Origin of the sequence: Micromonospora sp. NPDC005806 (assembly GCF_042871425.1) — a bacterium.
Taxonomy (GTDB): domain Bacteria; phylum Actinomycetota; class Actinomycetes; order Mycobacteriales; family Micromonosporaceae; genus Micromonospora.
Window position 1 is genome coordinate 1 of record NZ_JBIAIL010000075.1, and the last position, 15,352, is coordinate 15,352.

A 15,352-nucleotide genomic window follows, 5' to 3' on the forward strand; every position below is an offset into this window, starting at 1 on the left:
AGCAGCGCCCACTCGGCATCGGTCAACTCGTGCCGTCGGATCATCCACAATGGATAGCATCAACCAGCCTAAAGATCTACGAGACACGACCTAGTGCGGCGGCCGGCCGGACCGCCACACACGAGGAGTCGGGAAAGGCCCTCGTCCCGGGACTGAGAGGAGACGACCATGACGGAGTACCTGATCACCTTCAACGATGAGTGGGTGCCCGACCACACGGCGGAGGAACTGCGCGAGAAGGCCACGGCCGCCCGAGCCGTGATCGAGAAGATGCAGGCCGACGGTGTCCTGATCTTCACCAACGGCGGACTCGACCGGTCCACCGCGGTGTGCAGCGTCGAGCCGGTCGACGGCAAGCCCCTCTTCACCGACGGCCCGTACGTCGAGACCAAAGAGCACCTCGGCGGCTTCGCCGTCGTGGACGTGCCCGACGACGCGGCGGCGCGATACTGGGCCGGCAGGCTCGCGACCGTGCTCGACTGGCCGCAGGAGGTGCACCGGTTCCGAGGCCCCGGGCAGGCCCGGCGTAACGGCTCTGGGGAGAAGTGAGCGCGGTGCCCAGGTACCTGCTGTCCGTATACGGACCGGCCGAGCGCACCGAGTTCGGCACCTACCCCTCCCAGGAGGCCATGCTGCAAGCATTCGCCGACACCGGCGCCTTCAACGAGAGGCTCCAGAGGGACGGTCACTTCGTCTTCGCCGACGGCCTGGAGCCCGCGACGACCGCCACCACCGTCGACGAGCAGGGCGAGAAGCCGACCTTCACCGACGGGCCCTACCTGGAGACGAAGGAGTACCTCGGCGGCTTCTGGGTCATCGAGGCGGCCGACCTCGACGTGGCCCTGGCGCTTGCCGCCGAGGGGTCGAAAGCGTGCCGCGGCACGGTCGAGGTGCGTCCCTTCCGAACCGAGGAATCCGTCCGAGCGCTGCTGGAGCCGTGACTGGTCCCACCGTCGAGCAGGCGATCACCCGTGCCCACCACGAAGAGTGGGCACGGGTGGTCGCCGGCCTCGCGCGCCGTTTCGGCGACTTCGACGTCGCCGAGGAAGCGACGGCCGAGGCGTTCGTAGCGGCTGCAGAGCGGTGGCCGCGCCAGGGCGTACCGCCCAATCCCGGCGGTTGGCTCGCCACCACCGCGACCCGCAAGGCGATCGATCGGCTCCGTCGCGAGTCGCAGCGCGACGCCAAGCACCAGGCGGCCCGGATCGTGTACGACGACACCCCTCCTGAGCCGACCGGCCCGGTCGAGGACGACCGGCTCAGACTGGTCTTCACCTGCTGCCACCCTGCGCTCGCGTTGGAGGCCCGGGTGGCGCTCACCCTGCGCCTGCTCGGCGGCCTCACCGTCCCCGAGATCGCCCGCGCCTTGCTGGTGCAGGAGACCACGATGGCGCGGCGGATCACCCGCGCCAAGGCAAAGATCAAGGCGGCGCGCATTCCCCACCGGGCGCCCCGGGCCGACGACATCCGTGAGCGGCTCGCCGGCGTGCTCGCGGTCGTCTATCTCGTCTTCAACGAGGGCTATCTCGCCGGTGAGGGGGACGACCCGGTGCGCGTCGACCTCACCGACGAGGCGATCCGCCTCGGCCGCCTGCTCCGAGCTCTCCTCCCGGACGACGGCGAGGTAGCCGGCCTGCTTGCCCTGATGCTCCTCACTGACGCCCGGCGGCCGGCGCGCGTGTCCCGCACCGGCGAGCTGGTGACCCTCGACGAGCAGGACCGCGGCGCGTGGGACCGCACCCTCATCGCCGAGGGCAACGCCTTGGTTCGCGAGCGTATCGAGGCGGTGGCGGCCGGCGGTGACCCACCTGGGCGCTACCAGCTGCAGGCCGCGATCAACGCGGTCCACACGGGCCCCGTCCGCCCGAGACACCGACTGGTCCACCATCGTCGCCCTCTACGGCCGCCTGGTGCTGCTCGATCCCTCGCCGATCGTGCGGCTCAACCGGGCGGTCGCGGTCGCCGAGGTCGACGGCCCCGGGGTCGGGCTCGCCGAGATCAACCGGCTCGCCGAGGTCCTTGACGGCTACCATGCCTTCCACGCCGCGCGCGCCGACCTGCTGCGGCGGCTCGGGCGCGGCAGCGAGTCGCGGGCGGCGTACGACCGGGCCATCGGTCTCGCCGGCAACCCCGCGGAGCGGGCCTACCTCACCCGCCGCCGCGACCAGCTCGCCGGCTGACCGACACGTGGAGCCAGCCCGTTCCAGCACCGTTCGCGGCAGAAGCGGACGTCACGGCGAGCACGACGGCTGGTGCTACGAGCTCTATGCGGTCGATCCGGCCAACGCCGCAAACCAGCCGGCAGGAGCCGGCAGCGCGCGCATTCTCGACGACGGTTGTGGCTACGGCTGAGTCATGGTCGAAACCTGCGGAAACTCTGCCGTGGCCACGCGCTTAGATCTGCGTTCTCGCCTGCTCGATGTGTCGCATGATGGCGTGAGCATCGTGCGCGCGTGCGATGGTTTGCGCCTCGTCGAGTGTTGCGAGCGCGTCCGCTCGGCGGTCCTGGGCGGCGGCGATGTAGGCCAGTCCGATCATGTTGGAGGCCACGCCCGGCAGGGCCCCGACCTCCCGACGCAGCCGTGATGACTCCTCCAGCCGCTCGCGCGCCTCGTCCAGCTGGCCAGCCGCGTGCGCCGCTATGCCTAAGTGCCTCAGCGCCTCGGACCAGGTCGGCTTGTCGCCGGTCTGCGCCGCCAGCCGGCAGGAGCGCTCCAGGTACGGAACGGCGGTCTCGTTGTCACGCCGGATGAACTGGTAAAGGCAGCCGATCCAGAACAATGCCTCGGCCTCGCCACGCGTGTCGCCCAGTGCCCGGTACAACTCGAGCGCCCGCTCGAACAACGGAAGTTCAGCGGGATCCTCGGAGGACAACGAGCCGGCGTCGGCGTCCGCGCTCTGAAACCGCGCGTGCAGAATCCGCCCACGCGCCAACGCTGCATCGGCCTCGACGGCGTCCAAGCCCTGTTCGGCGTCGATCAGCGCGCTGGAATCGCCGCCGTACACTGCCCGTTCATAGAGCTCTCTGGCCCGTTCGATCCGATCGTCAGTGCTCATCGCCGCCCCCGCTGGCATCGCTGCTGGATCCAGCAGTCTAGTCAGGGCAAGGCCGGAGCGGACGTCCGCTCATCGGCACGTCCGGATGCAGGCACCCACGATCCGGTTACCTTCCGTGACGAGCGCTTCGCGGCAAATGAGTTCACCGACGCTGGAGCAGCCCGCGTTTGGCCATATAGGCTCGCAACGTCTCGGCGTCCTCGGCGGACATCAAGCGGCGTGGGATCACGGTCGCCGGCATCCGGCCGACGTACACGATCCAGAACTCAGGGGTGTCCCTTACCTGGGCGACCCCGTCCCAGGCGATGCCGCCGGACTCCGAGCCGCTGCGCATCATGATGTTGTCGTCGGTGATGTCGTAGGCGCCCTCGACAGCGTAGCGACTGGAGCGGCGCCGGGCGCGCCACCGCACCCACGGTGAGTACAGCATCGACAGCAGGCCACCCACGACCATCGCCATGCACAGCGGCGAGATCTGCTCGCCCCACGTGAACCCCCGCGAGACGGCGAAACCGATCGCCCCGACCGCCGCCAGCACCGCGCCGATATAGCCGTACTTGCGCAGCCGCACACTGCTGAGCGCAGCGGCCACGCGGCCTGGGTAGGCGGGATCGGCTGGGACGTCAAAACGGATGTGCACGCCAGAACGATAGTGCCCCCACCCGCCCCCCGGGCAGCGCCTGACTCGCGCCCCGCCGGCCGGATCGTCGGGGGGCGCCCGTTGTCGGCGACAGATCAGTGCATCTGATCATGCGCCGTATCTGGTGGTGGAAGCGCCGGCCCCAGGCGGGCGAGTGGGGACAGAGCCATGAGCACGGGTGAAAGCATCATGCCGGCGGCCGTGACCAGTAGAGCCGTGCGTATCTCCCAGTGTTCTGCGAGGACGCCGCCGAGCAGCGAGCCGAGTGGCGTCAGGCCCATGCCGGCGAAGGTGATCGTCGCGGTGACGCGGCCTTGCATCGTGTCCGGGGTGACGGCCTGCCGGACGGCCATGATAGCGACGTTGACCAGTTGGCCGAAGGCTCCGAACACGATGTTGATCGCGATTAATGCGGGAATGGTGGCCGCAGAGGTGCCGTGCAGCGCGGGCACGCACAGCATCACGCCGTCACCGATGACCGCCGCAGCGACGAGTACCGCTCCGTAACCGAGGCGGCTCGGGAGGCGGGCGGCGAGCAGGGAGCCTACGAGCGCGCCCGGACCCGTCGCGGCGAGCGCCAGCCCGATCGCGGTGCCCGACAGGTGCAGTTCCCGTGGCAAGAAGAGCAGGTAGGTGGTCATCATGGCCGCGAAGGACAACTGGAATGCAGCCGAGGCGAGGCACACGCTACGCAGCGAGGTGTCGCGGACGACGAAGCGGAGGCCCTCATGGATCTGTCGCCAGATCCGCTGGGGACCGCCCGGGTGCTCCGGGATCGACTCGTGGTGACGGATACGGGAGATGTTCAGGAACGACACCACGAAGAACAGTGCGCTGGAGGCGGTGGCGATCGGCGCCGACAGCAGGGACGTCATCGTCCCGGCGAGGGCGGGACCGCCGATCTGGGCCGCAGACCGGCTCCCCTCGACCGCGCTGTTGCCGAGCAGCAGCTGATCGCGTTTCACCAGGCGCACGAGAGAGGCTTGATAGGCAACGTCGAAGAACACCGACAGAGCCCCGATGGCGAAGGCGACAGCCAACAGCGCTGGCAGGCCGAGGCCGCCCACGAGGCCGGCCACGGCGACTCCGCCCAGCGCCAGGGCTCGGCCGAGGTCCGCCAGGACCATGACGGTTCGTGTCCGCCACTTGTCCACCCACACGCCGACGAACAGCGCGAGCAGCAGCAGCGGTGCCTGCCCCACCGCGCGTAGGACGCCCAGTTCGTCCGCGCCGACGTTGAGCGTCAGGACGGCGATCAGCGGCAGGATCACCAGGCTCGCATGCTCGCCCAGCTGAGAGGCTGTCTGGCCTGCCCAGAGCCTGCGGAAGTCGGAGTTGCGCCACAGGCGCGGCGTGACGGTAAGAGCGGAATCGGAGACGGCGGCAGAGTAACCGGACGGCACGGAAGCCCCTTGGTTTGCTGAGGACGAGGCGCACCGACCGCCGTACGACAAACGTACTGACGGTGCAGGTGGGAGAGCTCGCTGTGCCGCGCGATTCAAGGACAGCACGCGATGACTGGCCGATCACGGCCTAAGACGTCAACGCGTGCTCGGACGACCGGGCATGTCTCAGCTCCTCGTGGGTCACTCGCCGCCACACACTAGCCACCGGCGGTCCAGCAGGAAAGGCGAATAGGAACCACCGTCAGCCGGATACAGCGACGCCTCCGGCATCGTGGGCCCGCTGAGCCGGTCCGTGCCGCCCCGCCTTGACGAACGCGGCCATCGGCCGGTCGAGGGTCGGACTCCTCAGTCGCCTGGTTGCTGTTGATCTTGAAGGCCTCGTTCCCGCGGCAGGCCGCGGACCCGGACACCGCGAGATGGCTCACTAGGCTCAACTATCAGAGCGAAAAGTTCGGACGGTGATGTCGAGAACTGGTGACTGGCTCCGTCCCCGTCGTGAACGTGACCAAGATGGGTCGCACCAGCACCGAGGAGAAAGACGATGGCCAAGTACTTGCTGCTCAAGCACTACCGCGGCGCTCCGGCTCCGGTCAACGACGTGCCCATGGACCAGTGGACGCCGGAGGAGATCTCGGCGCACGTGCAGTACATGAACGACTTCGCAGCCCGGCTCGAGGGGACCGGCGAGTTCGTCGACGGTCAGGCGCTCGCCCCCGAGGGGACGTTTGTCCGGTACGACGGCGAGGGGCGCCCGCCGGTCACCGACGGCCCGTTCGCCGAGACCAAGGACCTCATCGCCGGTTGGATGGTGATTGACGTCGACAGCTACGAGCGGGCCGTCGAGCTGGCTGGGGAACTGTCGGCCGCCCCAGGGGCGGGCGGCAAGCCGATCCACGAGTGGCTCGAGGTGCGCCCCTTCCTCGCCGCGTCGCCCACCATCACGGAGTGCCCTCACAGATGAACGAGGCCCTGCTCCGGAGCCTCACGCCGAGCGTGCTCGGCATCCTCGTCCGCCGCGGAGCCGACTTCGCGGCGGCCGAGGACGCCGTCCAGGACGCGATGGTCGAGGCGGTCCGCGTCTGGCCGACCGACCCGCCGCGGGACCCGAAGGGCTGGCTGGCCACCGTGGCCTGGCGCAAGTTCCTCGACACGACCCGGGCGGACTCTGCACGCCGCCGGCGTGAAGAGCTCGTCGACGAGGAGCCGGCGCCCGGGCCCGCGCCTGCGGTGGACGACACGCTCCAGCTCTACTTCCTGTGCGCCCACCCGTCGCTGACACCGTCGTCCGCGGTCGCGCTCACGCTGCGCGCCGTCGGCGGGCTGACCACCCGCCAGATCGCCCAGGCCTACGTGGTGCCCGAGGCGACCATGGCGCAGCGCATCAGCCGGGCCAAGCGCACCGTCTCCGGCGTGCGGTTCGACCAGCCCGGCGACGTCGCCACCGTGCTGCGCGTCCTCTACCTGGTTTTCAACGAGGGCTACTCCGGCGACGTCGACCTCGCCGCCGAGGCGATCCGGCTCACCCGGCAGCTCGCGGCCGCGATCGACCACCCCGAGGTGGCGGGGCTGCTCGCCCTCATGCTGCTCCATCACGCCCGGCGTGATACCCGGACCGCGCCCGACGGTAGCCTGGTGCCGCTCGCTGAGCAGGACCGCGGCAGATGGGACACCACGTCGATCGCTGAGGGCGTCGAGATCCTGCAGGCAGCCCTCGCCCGCGACCGGCTGGGCGAGTTCCAGGCCCAGGCCGCCGTCGCGGCGCTCCACGCTGACGCGCCCACCGCCGAGGAGACGGACTGGGTGCAGATTGTCGAGTGGTACGACGAGCTCGCGCGCCTGACCGACAGTCCGATCGTCCGGCTCAATCGCGCGGTGGCTGTCGGCGAAGCCGACGGACCGCGCGCCGGGCTGGCGGCGCTCGCGGCGCTGGACGACACACTGCCCCGCCACGCTGCGGCGGCGGCATACCTCCACGAGCGCGACGGCGACCTGGCCACGGCGGCACGGCTGTACGCCGAGGCGGCCCAAAAGGCCCCCAACCTCGCCGAGCGCGACCACCTGACGCGTCAGGCCGCCCGGCTCAACGCCCGCCGGTGTCGCTGACGGGTCGCGCTCGGACTTCCCGGCAGCCTTGGTGAGGTCCTGTGGCGAGGAGCGGTCGCCTCAGTTTGAATAGGCGGGTCGAAACCCAGCTGCACGACGCCAGCGAGGAACCTGAGCGGCGACGACAGGCGCGCTCATCGATGGGGGATCTGCCGTGCCAGGGACGGGTCAGTCGCCTGCCTGGACCTGGCGGGCTGCCGCTATCCGATCAGCCGGGAGATCCAGGGCGGAGGGCGCCCATGGCGTGTTCGTTGACTTCCTCCCCACGCCTGAAGGGCGGGGGATTCCCGTGGCTCGTGGCGTGTTCACGCCGGGAGCCGTTCGGGTGGTTGGCGTTTCACAGACAGCCCTGTGGCTAGGTCTCCACGCCCTGTTACCGCCAGCCCGGCGGCGAGGATGTTCTTGGCGGCGTTCACGTCGGCGTGGTCCTGATGCCCGCAGGCGACGCACCGGAAGACCGCTTGGCTCTTGCGGGAATCCGAGGCGACATGCTTGCAGGCGTTGCAGGTCTGCGACGTGTATGCCGGGTTGACCTTCTCGATCTTTGCCCCGTGGTAGCGGGCGGCGTGTTCCAGCTTGAGCAGGAATCCGCCCCACCCTTTGGCGAGGATGGCCCGGTTCAGGCCAGCCTTCTGGCGGACGTTACGGCCGGGCTGCTCAACGGTGCCCTTCGCGCTGGCCGTCATGTTCTTGATCCGCAGGTCCTCGACAGCGACGATGCCGTGCTCGCGGACCAGGCGCACGGCGGTCTGCGCGGCGAAGTCAGCCCTGCGGGCCCGGATACGGGCGTTGAGCCGGCCGAGTTGCGCGCGGGTAGCGTCGCGACGTTTCGACCCGCGGTTGCGGCCATGGACCCGCAGTGACCGGGACATGCGCTGCTGCAACCGCTTGAGCCGGGCCGCCTCGCCCGCAGTGACGAACTGCCGCTCGTCCAGCCCCCCGTCGGAGGTGGCCACCGCCACGGCCACACCCCGGTCCACACCGACCGGCGGCTTACCGTTCGGGGCAACCTCGGTCACGCCGTCCTCGACGCAGAACGAGATGTACCAGCGTCCGCCGTCACGGCAGACCGTGGCGTTACGGATGGCGCCACCCAACGGCCTGGTCCACCGGAACCTGACCGGCCCGAACTTCGGCAGGCGTACCTCACCCCACCTGCGGTTCAACCGGCGCACGCCGATCTGCTTTGGGTCGGGGAACCGGAACGACGGGGCGGTGCGGGCCTTGGACCGCCAGCGCACCTTCCACGTGCCATGCCTCTTGCACGCCCGGTCCAGGTCCCGCAGGGTTTGCTGCAACGTGTGCGACGGCGCGTCGGCCAGCCACGCGCAGTCCGGGTCCTTCTTCGCCTCGACCATCTGCCAGGCCTGCTCGTTATAGCCGATGAACACGCCCCGGCGGCGGTACTCACGCCGCTGCTCCAGGCCTGTGTTCCACACCGCCCGACACACCGCGCCGACCTGTTCGGCGTAGCCGGCCTGCTCGCCGGTGAAGGCGAGCAGATAGCGGCGGCCGGTCAGCATTTAACGGCCCTTCTGCTGCTCAACGCACCGCTTCACCGCTGCCAGTGGGGCGCCGCCGGTGGCCGCCACGAAATACGAGTTCGTCCACAAAGTAGGCAGGCGGCAACGCAGCGACGGGAACTCCTCACGCAGCACCCGAGACGTCCGTCCCTTGACCGCCTTGACGAGCTTGTGGACGCCGAACTGCGGGTCCACCTCGACCAGCGGGTGGACATGGTCGGGCATGACTTCCAGCGCCACCAGCCACGCCCCTTTCTCCTCCACCACCTCACGGATGAGCTGCTTCAACCGCTCCGATCCGGCCGCCGAGCACCCCGCGTCGATACTTCGGGCACCACACGACGTGGAAAGCGCACTGGAACACCACGTTGCTGTTCGACCGCAGGGCAACGGACACCCGTGCAATATGCAGCATCGTGCTATCTACTGTCCGTCCGAAATTGACACACTATCCCCACGGCTAAGGCCGGGGGTCTGCGCGCCACCCATTTCGATCAGCCCGTTGCGGTATCCCCCATGAGGTACCTCTGGCAGCGTCGTCCCGTCGCCGAGCCCACGCCCGGCGCCGGGATTGCGGCCGGTGATGTAGCCGTCGACCGACACCGCGTGGGCGCTGAAGACCTTGCTCATCTTCCGGGATCCTCCCTGGGGTTCCTTCAAGAGACGCTGTGACCATAGCAACTTCAGTTCCCTGAGGGAACCCCGATTGCTAGACTTGTTCCATGCAGCGCACCGACTTCAGCAAAATGGCGTGCTCTATCGCGCGTACGCTCGACGTCATCGGGGAGCCCTGGTCGCCGCTGGTCCTGCGTGACGTATGGGTCGGGCTCACCCGGTTCGAGCAGCTCCAGGCGGACCTCGGGATCTCGCGCAAGGTCCTGACCGAGCGGCTGAACCACCTCGTCGACCAAGGCGTGCTCGAGCGCCGTCCCTACGACCGGCGACCGCGCTACGAGTACGTGCTGACGGAGAAGGGCGCCGAACTGGTCGACCTGCTCATGGTCATGACCGGCTGGGGAGACAAATGGCTCGCGGGCGAGGCTGGCCCGCCAGTGCTCTACCGCCACCACGCGTGCGGCGAGGTCAGCGGTGTCGACCTGCGCTGCGCCCACTGCGGCGAGCCGATGCACGCAAACGACGTCGACCCGCTGCCAGGCCCCGGCGCAGCCGTGTGACCGAGACGAGCCCAAAGCCCCTGCCCACCTTGACGGCCCAACAGCATCCGCGACCGCCGTCGGGCGCGCCCCCGGTTCGTCGACGCCTGCGTGCCCTGCGGGTGGGCCTCCCCGCCACGACCGGATCAGCGCACGACGGCGTACCGCACATGAACGGCGTACGGCGCCTGGTGGACCGAAAGGATCTTGAGGTCGATATCGCGGTCGAATCCCTCGAAGAGCCGCTTCCCCCGGCCGAGGGCGACCGGAGCGGTGGTGATGCCGAGCTCATCGACCACCCCCGCCCTGAGCGCCTGCCGGATGATGTCAGCGCCCCCGCCAATGGCGACGCCGCTGTCGCCCGCCGCCCGCCGGGCCGCCGTCAACGCCTCCTCGAACCCGTTGACCATGAGGAAACCGGTGCTCGGGTCGGGCTGGTCCGCGGTGCGGTGGGTGAGCACGACCATGGTGCCTCCGAACGGATTCCGGCCGCCCCAGGCGCCGGCGCTGTCGTACATGCCCCGGCCGCACAGGCCGGCGCTCGTCCCCTCCAGCAGCGCATCGAAGTACGCACGGTCCGCGTCGGTCATGCCGGCGCCGGGTTCACGCTCCGTCTCGTAGGTCCACGGGCCACCCATCACCCAGTAGTGGAGCCGCTCGCCGCCGATGCCGAGCCCCTGGCCCTCGCGATCGTCGGGACCGGTGACGTAGCCGTCCAGTGACACGGTGATGGCGGCCTTCACCGGGCCTCGCCGTTCGGTGGTACTCATGCTTCCTCCTGTGACGGATATCGGAGACATCGGACGTAGCAGAGACTGCCCGCCGGCGCTGGACTCATCGGTCCGCTTCGTCGAGCTGGGTCAGGTCGAGCTTGGCTGCGCATTCTCGGCGCGCGGCATCGCCTCGCTCGCCGCGCACGCTGACTACAGCAAGGGCCTGGGCGTGGCCGGCCCCGAACCAGCGCCGCTCCTCACCTGGGCGTGAAGGCGGCGGTCCTGTTCGACGTGCACACCCTCACCTTCGAGGGCCCACCACCCTGGCTCTGAGCCCTGCCAGGACTCTCCGGCGAGCAGGTTCACCAGGCATTTGCGGTCATCGTGCTCGTTCTACCGGCCTATCGATGTTGTTGGTGGAACGATGGAAGATGTGGGAACTGCGAAAAGTGCTACACCTGCCATCTCGCCCCTTGCCGGCGAGCCGATCAAGCGTGCCGATGCTGAACGGCTCGCGGGAGTGCTGAAGGCGTTCGCCGACCCGGCCCGGCTGCGACTGCTCAGTCTGATCCAGTCCGCTCCGGAGGGCGAGGCGTCCGTGAGTGACCTCACCGCGCCGCTTGGTCTCTCCCAGCCGACCGTGAGTCATCACCTTCGGATCCTCACCGAGGCCGGTCTGCTGGAGCGCGAGAAGCGGGGCGTCTGGGCGTACTACCGCCTGGTGCCGTCCGCGATCGCGGCGATCGCCGACCTGTTGACGCCGCCCCGCAAGCGAGCGACGAAGAAGGCACGCTGAGCGGCACCGTCGAAGGTCGGCGCCGATGCCGGGCCCTGCGGGTGCCGGCAATGACGTCCGCTCGGTTGGCCGGGCCGCAGTGCTCCGGCGTGTGGTCCAGGTGGGCGGTGGTGAGCACCAACGCGAACAACGGTGGGCCGCGACGCCGAGTCCGGCATCGCGGCCCACCGACCACCTACTGCCCGGTGGGGGCCTACCTCGCTGCGGGCGGCAGCGCGCGCAGGACGGTGAGCGTCACGCTGTTGTTCTTGTAGGACACCCGGAACAGGTGACCGTCCGCGTTCATGACCCGGTTTTCGGGGACCGCGTGGAAGGTCCCGCTGATCGAGCTTCCGCTCATGATGGTGAGTACGGTGCCCGGCGTGAGCGATCCACGCACGTCCAGGTCCAGCTCGCCGGCCAGCGCCAGCTCACCGGCGGCACGGACACTCGTGTAGTCGCCGTCGCCCGAGATGGTCACGGCGAGGCGACCCTCCTGGCCGATGCTCACGTTCCCGCCGACGTTCAGGACGTCGCCAGGGGTGACGGACGCGTCGGTGATCTGCGCCGCCTCGTCGGCCGCGAGACCGGGCTGCAGCACGCCGCCGGTGACGGTTACGCCGTCCGCCACGGTGCCGCTGCCGCCGAGCGTCCCGCCGCGCACGTCGATCGCGCTCGCGTGCGTGCCGGCGATCGAAAGCTTCCCGTCGAGGACGGTGCTCGTCCCGTGCCAGGTCTCGTTGCCGGTGAGGAGCAGGGTCCCCGCGCCGCGCTTGGTGAGGCTGCCCTCGTAGACGCGGGCGTTGCGGGCCTGCTCGCGGCGCATCCCGATGGCGTAGTCCGACCGGTCGACGTCGCTCGCGTCGGCTGGCAGGCCGTTCGTCCATCCCTTGGCCAGCTTGGTCGCCTCCCAGGCGGCCGTCTCGTCGGCGTCCTCCCGCTGCCGGGCCTGGATCGCGACGTCGGAGATGTCGTTCGACCACACGTCGCTGTGCCCCTGCGTGTCGACGACGAACGGCCCCAGCAGCTGGCCCGGGCCCTTCATGGCCTCCCGCAGGCTGGGCGTGTGCCAGCCGTTGCGCCGGTCGGGCACTTGCACGATCTGGCCGCGGGTAGGGTTGGGAGTGGCGTTGCCCGCCGCGTCGCTGATCGTGTTGTTCTGCCGGCCGGTGGTGAACATCGTGTAGAGCGCCTGCTCGTTGGTCAGGTACGGGAAGCGCTGCATGATCAACGCCAGCGCGGCTGCCGAGTGGGGCCCGGCCATCGAGGTGCCCGATGAGCTGCCGTAGCGAGGCTGCGGCACGCCGTTGACGACCTGCACAGTCGTGCTGTTGATCCCATTGCTCGGTGCCGTCACGCAGGACCACTTCGCGACACCGCACTGGTTGAACGTCTGCTGGCCGGGAACCAGGACCGAGCCGTCAGGGTTGACAGTGCGGCCCACCGTCGGGTTGATCCCCGATGTCGTGTACCAGTGTCCCTCCAGTTCGGGCATGAAGTACGGCGCGGCACCGCGCGGCGACGGGTTGACGTAGCCGCTGTTACCGGCGGTGAACTGGATGATCGTGCCGCTGCGCCCGGCCTCGATGGCGCCGTTCAGCCAACGGACGGTGCTGCCGTTGGCGTCGACGACGCCGTCCGGGGTGGACCAGAGGCGCCAGGCCGTGTTCAGGCCAAAGCTCGCCGGGCTGCCGGCCGGCGCGTCATACGTGTTGTAGTTCTCCGTGTTGGGCTGGCTGCCCCAGCTGCTGGTGATGATCCTGACGGGTTTGCCGTTCGCCGTCTGGGCGGTATTCACGGCCCGGTAGACACTGCCGATGTAGGCGTCGTCCGGCCGTTGCGCGCCGGTCGCGGTCGCTGGCAGGAGACCGTAGAGCACGCCGTCCGTCTTGTGGGTGTTGCCCACGTACACGTTGCTGTTGAACGCGACCCCGTGCATGTTGGCGATGGGTCCCCCCGGTTGGGTCTCGCCGACGCCGTCGCGGCTCGCGCCGATCGTCCCGCTGACGTGCGTGCCGTGGCTGTCGTTGAACGCCGGGTCGTAGAACCCGGGTGTGGGACCGGTCTGGCCACCTGCGGCCTCCACCGAAAAGTAGCGGTCCCCGGTCGCGTAGTCCGTGGCGAGGCTGCCGTGCTCCCGGACGTGCCCGGCGAAGACGCCCGAGTCGACGACACCGATGTTCATCTCGGTCCCGGAATATCCGGCGGCGTAGGCGAACTCCACTCCCATCGACAGCAGGCCGGTGTCTCGGTTGAACTCGGGGGTGCGCCAGCTCGCCGGGTCGCCGAGCCGGCCGGGATCTCCCTCATAGGACGTGATCGGCGGTGGTGCGGCCACCTCCGCCCGGGCCGGCTGCGCGACGATGCCGAGCACCACTATCGGTGTGAGTGCCGCGGTCAGCCCCGTTTTCATCCGTTTCGCGGTCGACACATTCAGCCCCTTTACAAGATCGACTTTTGCGGATGCTATCCCTCTCTCCACATCGGATCAAGGCGGCGGTGGGCACATTTCCATCAACCTCTGGAGTAAGTACCTGAGGTGGAACACCCCCTGACCTGAGAGGGGGATGACCTGGCCCGGCGTCCGAATCGGGCCGCCAGGAGGACAAAGCACCGAAAACACCTCCGTTCACGCGAGATATCGACGCGCGCGGAAGTCTTCGACGGGGAATGCAATTCTCCTGCCGATCGCCTGACTCGCATCCGCGCCGCCGACGGACGGTCAATGACCGCGCGGCCGCTCCAGCCGGCGATCGCGTCCCGCTCACCGGCGCCGCGCCCCACCGGCGCATCACTTAGAGCTCCTAAACGAAATGATGTTGGGCTACATCCTCGGCACGTGATGATCGTTCATCCTCGATGTGAGGATGGGTGAGCAGCCGCCGTGGATCGTCTCGGACGAGTTGTGGGGCGTGATCGCGCCGCTGCTGCCGACCCGTCTGCCTCGCCGGCATCGGTTCCCCGGTCGCAAACCACTGGATGACCGCAAGGTGTTGTGGAAGATCCTGTTCGTGCTCTACAACGCGATCCCGTGGGAGTACGTGCCCCAGGAACTCGGCTTCGGTTCGGGGATGACCTGCTGGCGCAGGCTGCGCGACCGGAACGAGGCCGAGGTGTGGCAGCAACTGCACGAAGTTCTGCTCGACAGACTCCAGGCCGCCGGGCAGCTCCCATGCAGCGATCGACGGCTCCCACGTCCGGGCGCTCAAGGGAGGCCCAAACCGGACCGCGACAAGCCAGGCGGGGAGCGCGGCGAGGTTGCTGACCGCGAATCCCGGCGAGTTGGGGCAGGGAGCCGGGGGCGAAGGCTTAGCCGAATGGCCGCGTAGGGCGGTGATGTGGGCGACTAGCCTCGGTCTTTCGCTAACTGTTGATCAAGGCCGTTGAGGCGGCTGGTTGATCTTTCGGGTGGTCATTGCTGGCGTGGGTATACCGGTGGCCCGGCGCGGTGGCCGGGTTCCTCCGAGGGTGTTCGTCGGGGTGGGTGGCCGGGCTCAGGTGAGTGGGCGGGGCAACGCGGCGAGGCGGGTGAACGCGGCAGCGAGGTGTTCGGCCCATGGCCAGGTCACGGCGATGCGCAGGCGGGTTTGTCGGGCGGATCGGGTGATTCGGGCCGGGACGTGCAGTAGCCGGTTGCCGGTGCGGATGCGGTCCTCGACGCGGGCGTGGGCGCGGTGGCGGGCCTCCAGGTGCTGGATCGACCCCTGTCCTGCGGGGGTGTCGGTGGCCATGACCTGGTGACGCCAGCCTTCGATGGTGTCGAACAGGGTCAGTTGCGCACCGGGGTGCGGGCGTTCCCGGCGGACGATGAACCGGGTCCCGGCCGGGTAGCCGTCGTCGCCGGCCAGGCCGGTGATTTCGCAGATCTCGGCGCCGTCACGCACCTGCCCGTCGGTGTCGACCGCCGGGATCCAGTTGCGCGCCTGGCGGATCGCTTCACGGATCGCCTCGGTGATGGCGACGCCGACGGAGAAGAAGGTG

15 protein-coding genes and 3 pseudogenes are annotated in these 15,352 nt (G+C 69.3%); 9 read left to right on the plus strand and 9 right to left on the minus strand.

Annotation, left to right across the window (positions count from 1 at the left end; all coding sequences use genetic code 11):
• Positions 1-168 precede the first annotated feature (168 nt).
• From ACFYOS_RS35525 to ACFYOS_RS35535, 3 genes and pseudogenes are all read left to right on the plus strand, one after another.
• Positions 169-549: a YciI family protein gene (locus ACFYOS_RS35525; protein ID WP_387151446.1), complete on the plus strand. Its 381-nt coding sequence runs from the start codon at positions 169-171 to the stop codon at positions 547-549.
• Positions 550-554: 5 nt separating this feature from the next.
• Complete coding sequence (locus ACFYOS_RS35530) at positions 555-941, plus strand: YciI family protein (RefSeq protein ID WP_387151449.1); 387 nt, start codon at positions 555-557, stop codon at positions 939-941.
• Positions 938-2,180: pseudogene (locus ACFYOS_RS35535) on the plus strand (RNA polymerase sigma factor). Before ACFYOS_RS35530 ends, ACFYOS_RS35535 begins: the two are co-directional and overlap by 4 nt.
• 214 nt (positions 2,181-2,394) lie before the next feature.
• Here ACFYOS_RS35535 and ACFYOS_RS35540 read toward each other — a convergent pair.
• The 3 genes from ACFYOS_RS35540 to ACFYOS_RS35550 all read right to left on the minus strand — a co-directional run bounded on the left by ACFYOS_RS35540 (position 2,395) and on the right by ACFYOS_RS35550 (position 5,100).
• Positions 2,395-3,057, minus strand: a complete 663-nt coding sequence (locus tag ACFYOS_RS35540; RefSeq protein WP_387151451.1) for a tol-pal system YbgF family protein — start codon at positions 3,055-3,057, stop codon at positions 2,395-2,397.
• 142 nt (positions 3,058-3,199) lie between these two features.
• Positions 3,200-3,697, minus strand: a complete 498-nt coding sequence (locus ACFYOS_RS35545) for a YcxB family protein (RefSeq protein ID WP_387151453.1) — start codon at positions 3,695-3,697, stop codon at positions 3,200-3,202.
• 95 nt (positions 3,698-3,792) lie between these two features.
• Positions 3,793-5,100: an MFS transporter gene (locus tag ACFYOS_RS35550; protein WP_387151456.1), complete on the minus strand. Its 1,308-nt coding sequence runs from the start codon at positions 5,098-5,100 to the stop codon at positions 3,793-3,795.
• Between the two features lie 544 nt (positions 5,101-5,644).
• Between ACFYOS_RS35550 and ACFYOS_RS35555 the strand changes: the two genes are divergently transcribed.
• On the plus strand, positions 5,645-6,064 hold the full coding sequence (locus tag ACFYOS_RS35555) for a YciI family protein (protein WP_387151458.1): 420 nt from the start codon (positions 5,645-5,647) through the stop codon (positions 6,062-6,064).
• Entirely contained in the window at positions 6,061-7,206 is a 1,146-nt protein-coding gene (locus ACFYOS_RS35560) for an RNA polymerase sigma factor (protein ID WP_387151487.1), read from the plus strand. The genes ACFYOS_RS35555 and ACFYOS_RS35560 overlap by 4 nt, the downstream gene beginning before the upstream one ends.
• Before the next feature lie 305 nt (positions 7,207-7,511).
• On the opposite strand, the gene ACFYOS_RS35565 is transcribed toward ACFYOS_RS35560, so the two are convergent.
• The 3 genes and pseudogenes from ACFYOS_RS35565 to ACFYOS_RS35575 form a co-directional block, all read right to left on the minus strand.
• Positions 7,512-8,729: an RNA-guided endonuclease InsQ/TnpB family protein gene (locus tag ACFYOS_RS35565; protein WP_387151461.1), complete on the minus strand. Its 1,218-nt coding sequence runs from the start codon at positions 8,727-8,729 to the stop codon at positions 7,512-7,514.
• Positions 8,730-9,126: pseudogene (gene tnpA / locus ACFYOS_RS35570) on the minus strand (IS200/IS605 family transposase).
• 26 nt (positions 9,127-9,152) lie between these two features.
• Entirely contained in the window at positions 9,153-9,359 is a 207-nt protein-coding gene (locus ACFYOS_RS35575) for a hypothetical protein (protein ID WP_387151464.1), read from the minus strand.
• A gap of 92 nt (positions 9,360-9,451) precedes the next feature.
• Here ACFYOS_RS35575 and ACFYOS_RS35580 point away from each other — a divergent pair, with 92 nt between their 5' ends.
• A complete protein-coding gene (locus tag ACFYOS_RS35580) occupies positions 9,452-9,904 on the plus strand; it encodes a winged helix-turn-helix transcriptional regulator (protein WP_387151467.1) in 453 nt (150 codons plus the stop codon).
• 125 nt (positions 9,905-10,029) lie between these two features.
• On the opposite strand, the gene ACFYOS_RS35585 is transcribed toward ACFYOS_RS35580, so the two are convergent.
• A complete protein-coding gene (locus tag ACFYOS_RS35585; RefSeq protein ID WP_387151470.1) occupies positions 10,030-10,653 on the minus strand; it encodes a dihydrofolate reductase family protein in 624 nt (207 codons plus the stop codon).
• A 10-nt stretch (positions 10,654-10,663) separates the two neighbouring features.
• Here ACFYOS_RS35585 and ACFYOS_RS35590 point away from each other — a divergent pair, with 10 nt between their 5' ends.
• Both ACFYOS_RS35590 and ACFYOS_RS35595 read left to right on the plus strand, forming a co-directional pair.
• A complete protein-coding gene (locus tag ACFYOS_RS35590) occupies positions 10,664-10,867 on the plus strand; it encodes a hypothetical protein (RefSeq protein ID WP_387151472.1) in 204 nt (67 codons plus the stop codon).
• A 153-nt stretch (positions 10,868-11,020) separates the two neighbouring features.
• Positions 11,021-11,392, plus strand: a complete 372-nt coding sequence (locus tag ACFYOS_RS35595; RefSeq protein ID WP_387151476.1) for an ArsR/SmtB family transcription factor — start codon at positions 11,021-11,023, stop codon at positions 11,390-11,392.
• Between the two features lie 193 nt (positions 11,393-11,585).
• Here ACFYOS_RS35595 and ACFYOS_RS35600 read toward each other — a convergent pair whose 3' ends face one another.
• On the minus strand, positions 11,586-13,853 hold the full coding sequence (locus tag ACFYOS_RS35600; protein ID WP_387151480.1) for a S8 family serine peptidase: 2,268 nt from the start codon (positions 13,851-13,853) through the stop codon (positions 11,586-11,588).
• Positions 13,854-14,238: 385 nt separating this feature from the next.
• Between ACFYOS_RS35600 and ACFYOS_RS35605 the strand changes: the two genes are divergently transcribed.
• The gene (locus ACFYOS_RS35605; RefSeq protein ID WP_387151483.1) at positions 14,239-14,700 is read left to right on the plus strand and encodes a transposase; all 462 of its coding nucleotides are present in this window, start codon (positions 14,239-14,241) and stop codon (positions 14,698-14,700) included.
• Positions 14,701-14,865: 165 nt separating this feature from the next.
• Here ACFYOS_RS35605 and ACFYOS_RS35610 read toward each other — a convergent pair.
• Positions 14,866-15,352: pseudogene (locus tag ACFYOS_RS35610) on the minus strand (IS1380 family transposase); the annotation flags it as partial.

Coding starts and splice junctions, on each gene's coding strand:
- ACFYOS_RS35595 (WP_387151476.1), top strand. CDS start 11,021: ATGGAAGATGTGGGAACTGCGAAAAGTGCTACACCTGCCATCTCGCCC.
- ACFYOS_RS35560 (WP_387151487.1), top strand. CDS start 6,061: ATGAACGAGGCCCTGCTCCGGAGCCTCACGCCGAGCGTGCTCGGCATC.
- ACFYOS_RS35555 (WP_387151458.1), top strand. CDS start 5,645: ATGGCCAAGTACTTGCTGCTCAAGCACTACCGCGGCGCTCCGGCTCCG.
- ACFYOS_RS35605 (WP_387151483.1), top strand. CDS start 14,239: ATGGGTGAGCAGCCGCCGTGGATCGTCTCGGACGAGTTGTGGGGCGTG.
- ACFYOS_RS35580 (WP_387151467.1), top strand. CDS start 9,452: ATGCAGCGCACCGACTTCAGCAAAATGGCGTGCTCTATCGCGCGTACG.
- ACFYOS_RS35540 (WP_387151451.1), bottom strand. CDS start 3,057: ATGAGCACTGACGATCGGATCGAACGGGCCAGAGAGCTCTATGAACGG.
- ACFYOS_RS35525 (WP_387151446.1), top strand. CDS start 169: ATGACGGAGTACCTGATCACCTTCAACGATGAGTGGGTGCCCGACCAC.
- ACFYOS_RS35565 (WP_387151461.1), bottom strand. CDS start 8,729: ATGCTGACCGGCCGCCGCTATCTGCTCGCCTTCACCGGCGAGCAGGCC.
- ACFYOS_RS35585 (WP_387151470.1), bottom strand. CDS start 10,653: ATGAGTACCACCGAACGGCGAGGCCCGGTGAAGGCCGCCATCACCGTG.
- ACFYOS_RS35575 (WP_387151464.1), bottom strand. CDS start 9,359: ATGAGCAAGGTCTTCAGCGCCCACGCGGTGTCGGTCGACGGCTACATC.